This window comes from Achromobacter sp. 46006 (genome assembly GCF_059761975.1).
Map to the genome: position 1 here is coordinate 1 of NZ_JCBANN010000110.1, position 6,848 is coordinate 6,848.

Genomic DNA, 6,848 nt, shown 5'->3' on the forward strand with positions numbered 1-6,848 from the left:
GCATGCCGCCCGCGGCCAATCGCCTCGTCAGTCCGGGCGAACCATCTTGCAAGTGGCCTGGGGCGGCGCGGACACGTCTGCGGCGGACAGCACCTTGACCGGCTCGAAGCCCATGTCGGTGCCATCGGCCTTGTATTTGGCGTTCTTGCTGACCTTGGAAACCACCATCGGCAATTGCACCTGGTGGTCCGCCGCGCGCATGGTGTAAGTGCCCAGCGGCGAGGTGTAGGTCACTTTCTCCAGCGCGCGCGCCAGGTCCGGCACGGATAGCTTGCCGTCCTTGGGCTTGACCTGCTTGAGCGCCTCGCCCAGGAAGGTGATGCCGATTACGGTCTGCGGCTCGGTGTAGCTGGGGTAGTGGCCGGTCTTGGCCTTGTAGTCCTCGGCGAACTTGGCGCCTTCTTCGCCCGCGGCCTCGATGTTGTAGGGGTGGGCGATGTAATGGCCCAGCGCCACGTCGCCGGCGTTGGCGAGGTTGCCGACCTGGTCCAGGAACACGGTGGCAAAGCGCACCTTCAGCCCGGCCGACTGCGTCGCCTTCATCAGCAGCAGCAGGTCGTTGGACCAGTTGCCGGTGATAACGGTGTCGGGATTGGCCGAGCGGATGCGGGCCACATAGGGCGCGAAGTCCTGGATCTTGTTGACTTCGTGCAGCGTCTTGCCGACCACCTCATAGCCGTACTGCTTGGCGAAGCGCTCGGTGGCGCCTTCCATGTCCTGGCCCCAGGAGTAGTTCTGGTTGATGGCGTAGACGCGCTTGCCCAGCGTGCCGTCGGCCGACATGACCGAAGTCAGCGCCTTGACGCGCAGGTCGGCGTTGGTGGCGAAGCGGAAATGATAGAAGTGGCACTTCTGGCCGGTCAGTTCCAGGGCTTCGCCGCCCACGTTGAGGAACACGACTTCCTTGCCTGGGTTGCGCAGGTTGTGTTTGCGCACGTCCTCGGTGAGCTGGCCGGAGATGGCCGACGACGAGCCTTGCACCAGGATCTGCACACCTTCGGCGGCCGCGGCGCGGAAGCGGTCGGAGGCGCCCACCGGGCCGCCCTGGTTGTCGAACTCGACCAGCTCCAGCGGCTGGCCATTCCAGCCGCCGGCGGCGTTGATGCGATCCAGTTCATATTTCACCGCGGCGCGGAAAATCAGGCCGGTCGAAGCCTGCGGCCCGGACAGTGTCTCGATCAGGCCGATCTTGACGGGCGCGGCCTGGGCCGATGCGGCAATGCCGGCCAGGCACAGCAGGCCGGTAGTGAAAGCCAATTTCATGCGTGTCTCCTCCGTGGGAACGGGAGTGGTTGGTCCGTGAATCAAGCAAGCGCGCTCAGGAATGCGGCTCTTCTATGCCCAGGAAGCGGGCAATTTCGGTGAGTTGTCCTTCCAGCATGTACAGGCCGGGATGGGTACGGCAGCCGCGCGCGGCTGCGGCGCGCAGCAGCGGCGTGGCGACGCGGCTCATGACGGCGTCGGCCACCACGGCGCCGGGCGCCAGGGCGTCCAGTTGGAAGGGCAGGGGATCGTTGTCGTCCAGGCCCAGGGTGGTCGCATTGATGGCGATGTCACAGGGCTCGGGACAGGGGCCGGCCAGTTCGATGGCCAGGCCCGGGTAGTGGCTCGCCAGCCGCTCGGCGAAGGCTTCGGCCTTGCCGGGCGAACGGTTGTACAGGCGCAGGCTGGCCGGGCCGGCCTCGGCGATGGCGCAGGCGATGGCCTTGCCGGCGCCGCCCAGGCCCGCCAGGTAGACGTGGCGGCCGGTGGGGTCGTGCCCCTGGCTGCGCAGGCCGGCGACGAAGCCCAGGCCGTCGAAGTTGCCGCCGGTGAGATGGCCGTCGCGCACGCGCACGGCATTGACGGCGCCGATCAGTTCGGCGGCGGGGGTGAGGGCATCGCACAGCGCGGCCGCGCTTTCCTTGTGGGGCACGGTGACCACCAGGCCGCCCAGGTTGGCCAGACCGCGCAGGCCCGCGAACAGGCCGGGCAGGCCGGCGGCCGCCACGTGGAACGGCACCATGACGGCGTCGATGCCGCGTTCGCGCAGCAGGGCGTTGAGCCGCTGGGGCGTCTTGACGTGCGCGATCGGGTCGGCCGCGATCGCGAATACGGTTGTGTTGCCGGTGATGTCCACCTGGTTGTCCCCTGCCTGTCATGCGGCCGTTGGCCGTGTTTTCTTGACGCCCTTGCCTGAAATCGCCAGTTGCTTTACGCTTTCAGTACAAGTTGTCAGGCAACTTTATTAAGTTGTCCGATAAATCATAGGGCAAGCGTTTTTCCCGTGTCAAGCGATGCATTTGGCGGTTCAATGGGATCGCTGGCGGCGCCCGGGGAACGGGCGCGGGCCGTCGAAAAAGCGCTTTGGAGACAGCATGATTTCGTTCGAAGGACAGGTAGTGGCCATCACCGGCGCGGGCAATGGCATCGGTCTGGCGACCGCGCGGCTGATGGCGGCCCATGGCGCCCGGCTGGTGTTGACCGACATCGACAAGGCGCGCCTGGACGAGGTGGCCGCCGAACTGGACGCCAGCGGCCAGCGGGTGTTCGTGCAGGCGCTGGACGTGGCCGCCTCGCACGATTGCGACCGGGCGCTGGACCGCGCCGCGCAGCATTTCGGCGGCATCGATCACCTGGTGCACTGCGCTGGCATTTACCCCGAGCAACTGGTCAAGGACACCAGCGACGAGGCCTGGAAGAAGCTGATGGGCGTGAACCTGGACGGCACCTTCTACGTCTGCCGCGCGGCCCAGCGCCACCTGCGCCAGAACGGCTCGATCGTGCTGCTGACCTCGCTGGCGGCCCAGCGCGGCAGCTACGCGCACGCGGCCTATTCGGCCTCCAAGGGCGCGGTACAGAGCTTCACCCGCAGCCTGGCACTGGAACTGGCGCCGCAGATCCGCGTGAACGCGGTGGCGCCCGGCATCATCGCCACCTCCATGACGCACGACCTGATCGGCCAGAAGGGCGCGCAGTTGCTGGAAAGCACGCCGTTGCGGCGCTTCGGCACGGCCGAGGAAATCGCCGGCGCGATCGCCTTCCTGTGCTCGCCGCTGGCCAGTTTCGTGACGGGCGAGGTGATGCAGGTGAACGGCGGCATCTATATCGCGTAAAGTCTGAGACGGCCGCGCCCTCGTATCCGGCAGAATCCTATAATTTTCAAGGGCGCCGCCGCAGTGAAACGTCGAAAATTCCTATAACCACAGGCCGGCGCGCCCCAGGGGTTTCCCCGCCGCGAGCCGCCTTCACGTTTAACGATTCCCCATGCAGCCCACTCAAGCACAGGACTCCGACCCGCAGCGCGCCGCGCCCAGGCATTCGCTTTCGGCGGGCGTGGCCGACGCGCTGGCCGAACAGATCCGCCAGGGCACGCTGGCGCCCGGCGACCGCCTGCCCACCGAAAAGCAACTGACCGAGCTGTATTCGGTCAGCCGCGCCGTGGTGCGCGAGGCGCTGGCGCGCCTGAAATCCGAGGGCCTGATCACCTCGCAGCAAGGCAGTGGCGTGTTCGTCGATCCGAACTTCCAGCGCAACGCCTTCCGCATTGCCGCGCCCACGCCGGGCGACAACCAGGACCTGGAACACATCCTGGAACTGATGCTGTCGATCGAAGTCACCGCCGCGCGCTACGCGGCGCAGCGCCGCACCGAAGCCGACCTGAAGAAGATGCGTCAGGCGCTGGTGGGCATGGAATATGCGCTGATCAACGACAAGCTGGGCGACGAAGAGGACTACCAGTTCCACCAGGCCATCGTGCAGGCCACGCACAACCCGCACCTGGTGGCGCTGAACGACTATCTGGAAGCGAATGTGCGGCGCGTCATCCGCAGCGCCCGCAACAATACGGCGCGCATGTATGCCGAGCGCATGGCGGCGGTGCAGAGCGAGCACCAAGCGATCTTCGCCGCCATCGAGGGCGGCGATTCCGATGCCGCCGGCCGCGCGGCCGAGCAACACCTGCGCAACGCCGCCGACCGCCTGCGGCTGTTCCAGGCGGAACGCGCGCCGCCGGTCTGACGGTAGCCAGGCGGCTCGGGCCCGGGATCACGCAGCCTGCGCCCAGGCGCCGGCCCGGTGCGCCCGCGTTCAGGCGAAGGTCTGTTCCATCTCGCGACGGAACTGCACCGCGGCCGAACGATCGTCGTATTCCACGTCGCTCCAGCGGATCGCCTGCGACTGCCGCACCGCGTGCTTGAGCTTGACCTGGTGCGACAGGCCCAGCGGCAGGTAGCCTTCGTCGACCGAGTCGCGCGCCGGCATAAGCCGGCCATACACGGTGTAGCCGCCTTCGCCGTCCAGCAACTGCCCGGCCTGCAGGTCGCGCTTGGCCGTGGCCACCACGTCGCCATGCCAGCCGGCCGGCGCCCCCGTGGGCTCGCGCCGCAGGCCGACGCTGGCCACGCTGATGCCCAGTTCCAGGCCGATCAGGTGATACGGCTTGTACATGGCGGTGTAGTTGCCGCTGGGGTCGGTGACCAGGCCATATTCCTTGAAGCAGCGGCGCACGTAGTCGCTGTCGGCCGCCAGCGTCACGTACACGCCCCAGCGCAGGTCGCGGAACACCGGCCGGCCGTCGCGTTCGAGCGAGGAAATCACTTCCACCTGGCCGCGGTGGTGCAGGATGCCGCCGTCTTCGCGCGGCCGCAGCACGCGCGCCAGGTCGTCCACGCCGCAAGGCGGGAAGTGCAGGCCGGACGGCGAGGGCAGCAGGCCGGCGGCGTTGGAGACGGCGGCCATCTCGATGGCGCTCTTGGTGCCGTCCAGGAAACTGTTGAACATCTGTGCGTTGAAATCGCCGGCCGCCACCATCTCGGCGGTGAAGCCGTAGTACGGCCAGACGGTGTCGGGCGTGGAGGTGTGGAACTCGGGCAAGTACTTGGTGCCCTTGCCGGCCGCCATGACTTCGAAGCCCGCCGCGCGCGCCCAGTCCACCATTTCGCAGATCAGCGCCGGCTGGTCGCCGTAGGCCAGCGAATAGACGATGCCGGCTTCGCGCGCGCGCCGTGCCAGCAAGGGGCCCGCGAGCGCGTCGGCTTCGACGTTGACCATGATGATGTGCTTGCCGTGCTCGCAGCAGGCCAGCACGTGGCCGATGCCGGCCGCCGCCTGGCCGGTGGCGTCGATGACGATGTCGACGTCCGGGTTGGCGATGACCGCGTGGGGATCGTCGGTGAAATAGACTTTGCCGTGCCTGAGGGCGTCGCCTGTGCTGGCGGCATTGAGCGCCGTGGCCGGCCAGCCGACCCGGGTGAGCGCGGCACGGGCGCGATCGGGCGTGAGGTCGGCTACCGCCACCAGCCGCATGCCGGGCGTGCGGGGGGCCTGGCTCATGAACATCGCGCCGAACTTTCCGGCGCCCAGCAGCGCTACGCGCAGCGGCTTCTGGTCGGCTTCTCGCTGCTTGAGCAGGCGGTGCAGATTCATGGTGCAGGCTCCTCCAGGATGTGGGGATACAGCACCACAGGATAGCCTCAACCCCGGCCGCTGAACAGGGCTGGCCAGGCCCGCGGTCAGGCTGTCATCCGGCGGTCATTGGTCGGCCGTATACAGCTCGCCCGCCAGCACGTTGCGCCAGTTGCTCCAGGTGATGCGGGGCCGGTCGGTGACGCCGCGGTTGTAGGGCGCGTCGAACACGATGTGTTTCCAGCGCGGCTTGACCGCGCCCTGGATCAAGGGCTTGTCGTCGATCAGCAGGTGGCCGTGTACCAGGGTCTTATCCTTGGTCAGGATCAGCCGGCTGGTGGCCTCGCGGCCCAGGTGTTTCTCGACCCACAGGTATTTCTCGGCAACGCAGTTCTCGAACTGCGACAGCGGCGAGGTGCAGATGCGCACGTCCATGCCCAGCGCCAGCAGTTCCTTCACGGCTTCCAGCGCCCCCGGCACCGGCGGCAGGTTGCGGATGAAGCCGGGCGCGGTGTAGATGGCCTCGGCCATGCCGCGCAGTTCGGGCGCGTAGTCTTCGCGGATATAGAAGGACTTGCGGTCCTCGAACGCCACCGGCGCGATGCCGGGATGGCGCGCGCGCCAGGCATCGATGAAGGCGTGTTCGAAGTCGGCCAGCACGCCGTCTTGGTCGAGCAGGATGATCATGGAGATCCTAAGTCGTTGCGACGCGCTCGATTGTGCCAGAGCGCCGGGGCGGGGCCTCAGCCCGGTTGCGGTTTCGAGCGGGCGACGACGCGGTAGCGGCTGCCCCCCTCGGTGGATTCGGATGCCACCAGCACCATGCGGTCGTAGTGCCAGGTCACGGGCGGCGGAGCGTCGGCGGGCGGGTCGTTGCGCTCGATGTTGCGCAGCAGCGTGACGTGGGGGCGGAACGGCTGGGGGGGCGGCGCGAAGCCGAACGCCGACAGCCACAGCCACAGGCCGTCGTGGCTGGCCTGCAGCGAATCCGGAGTCTGGGCGGGGCCGGCCCAGAGGATGCGGGGGCGGGCGAAGACGCCGTAGCGGTCCAGGGTGACGGTGCCGGGCTGCAGGCGATGGTAGGGGGTGGCGTCGATGAGTTCGTCGGCGATCTCCTTTTCCACGGAACCCAGGAAGGCCAGCGTCATGTGCAGGGTTTCCGTGCGCATGGCGCGGCCATGGCTGTGCGGCTGGGCCTGGGTGGCCCAGGTGGACAGCGTGCCAGCCAGGTCAGGCTCGGGCCAGAGGGCGTAGAAGAGGCGGAGGGTCGACATGGCGGAGATTGTAGGGTGTTGTTGGTGGTCGCGACTGGGGTAGGTTCTTGAGGCGCGCGTGTCGGGGTCGGTGGGGGATGGCGGGGCTACGATTGCGGTCCGGAGCGTTCGCTCCGGACTTCCCCGGGCTCAACCTCGTTGCCGCCTGGCGGCGGCTGCCTTCGGTTTCCGCCGGGCGCATCTACACGC

7 protein-coding genes are annotated in these 6,848 nt (G+C 67.9%); 2 read left to right on the top strand and 5 right to left on the bottom strand.

Going from position 1 to position 6,848, the window contains the following annotated elements:
- Positions 1-27 precede the first annotated feature (27 nt).
- Positions 28-1,263 carry a branched-chain amino acid ABC transporter substrate-binding protein gene (locus AC6LKG_RS26100; protein ID WP_498169810.1) on the bottom strand — a complete coding sequence of 412 codons (1,236 nt, stop codon included), beginning with the start codon at positions 1,261-1,263 and terminating at the stop codon, positions 28-30.
- A gap of 55 nt (positions 1,264-1,318) precedes the next feature.
- Complete coding sequence (locus AC6LKG_RS26105) at positions 1,319-2,119, bottom strand: shikimate dehydrogenase family protein (RefSeq protein WP_498169813.1); 801 nt, start codon at positions 2,117-2,119, stop codon at positions 1,319-1,321.
- Between the two features lie 238 nt (positions 2,120-2,357).
- Here AC6LKG_RS26105 and AC6LKG_RS26110 point away from each other — a divergent pair, with 238 nt between their 5' ends.
- Both AC6LKG_RS26110 and AC6LKG_RS26115 read left to right on the top strand, forming a co-directional pair.
- Positions 2,358-3,095, top strand: coding sequence for an SDR family NAD(P)-dependent oxidoreductase (locus AC6LKG_RS26110; RefSeq protein ID WP_498169815.1), 738 nt, complete (start codon positions 2,358-2,360; stop codon positions 3,093-3,095).
- Between the two features lie 151 nt (positions 3,096-3,246).
- Entirely contained in the window at positions 3,247-3,999 is a 753-nt protein-coding gene (locus AC6LKG_RS26115; protein WP_498169817.1) for a FadR/GntR family transcriptional regulator, read from the top strand.
- 69 nt (positions 4,000-4,068) lie between these two features.
- Here the strand turns inward: AC6LKG_RS26115 and AC6LKG_RS26120 are convergent, their stop codons facing one another.
- The 3 genes from AC6LKG_RS26120 to thpR all read right to left on the bottom strand — a co-directional run bounded on the left by AC6LKG_RS26120 (position 4,069) and on the right by thpR (position 6,659).
- Positions 4,069-5,406, bottom strand: a complete 1,338-nt coding sequence (locus AC6LKG_RS26120; RefSeq protein ID WP_498169818.1) for an NAD(P)H-dependent oxidoreductase — start codon at positions 5,404-5,406, stop codon at positions 4,069-4,071.
- Between the two features lie 105 nt (positions 5,407-5,511).
- Complete coding sequence (locus AC6LKG_RS26125) at positions 5,512-6,072, bottom strand: 5'-3'-deoxyribonucleotidase (protein ID WP_498169820.1); 561 nt, start codon at positions 6,070-6,072, stop codon at positions 5,512-5,514.
- A gap of 56 nt (positions 6,073-6,128) precedes the next feature.
- Positions 6,129-6,659, bottom strand: a complete 531-nt coding sequence (gene thpR, locus AC6LKG_RS26130) for an RNA 2',3'-cyclic phosphodiesterase (RefSeq protein ID WP_498169822.1) — start codon at positions 6,657-6,659, stop codon at positions 6,129-6,131.
- Positions 6,660-6,848 lie beyond the last annotated feature (189 nt).

Coding starts and splice junctions, on each gene's coding strand:
- thpR (WP_498169822.1), bottom strand. CDS start 6,659: ATGTCGACCCTCCGCCTCTTCTACGCCCTCTGGCCCGAGCCTGACCTG.
- AC6LKG_RS26125 (WP_498169820.1), bottom strand. CDS start 6,072: ATGATCATCCTGCTCGACCAAGACGGCGTGCTGGCCGACTTCGAACAC.
- AC6LKG_RS26120 (WP_498169818.1), bottom strand. CDS start 5,406: ATGAATCTGCACCGCCTGCTCAAGCAGCGAGAAGCCGACCAGAAGCCG.
- AC6LKG_RS26100 (WP_498169810.1), bottom strand. CDS start 1,263: ATGAAATTGGCTTTCACTACCGGCCTGCTGTGCCTGGCCGGCATTGCC.
- AC6LKG_RS26110 (WP_498169815.1), top strand. CDS start 2,358: ATGATTTCGTTCGAAGGACAGGTAGTGGCCATCACCGGCGCGGGCAAT.
- AC6LKG_RS26115 (WP_498169817.1), top strand. CDS start 3,247: ATGCAGCCCACTCAAGCACAGGACTCCGACCCGCAGCGCGCCGCGCCC.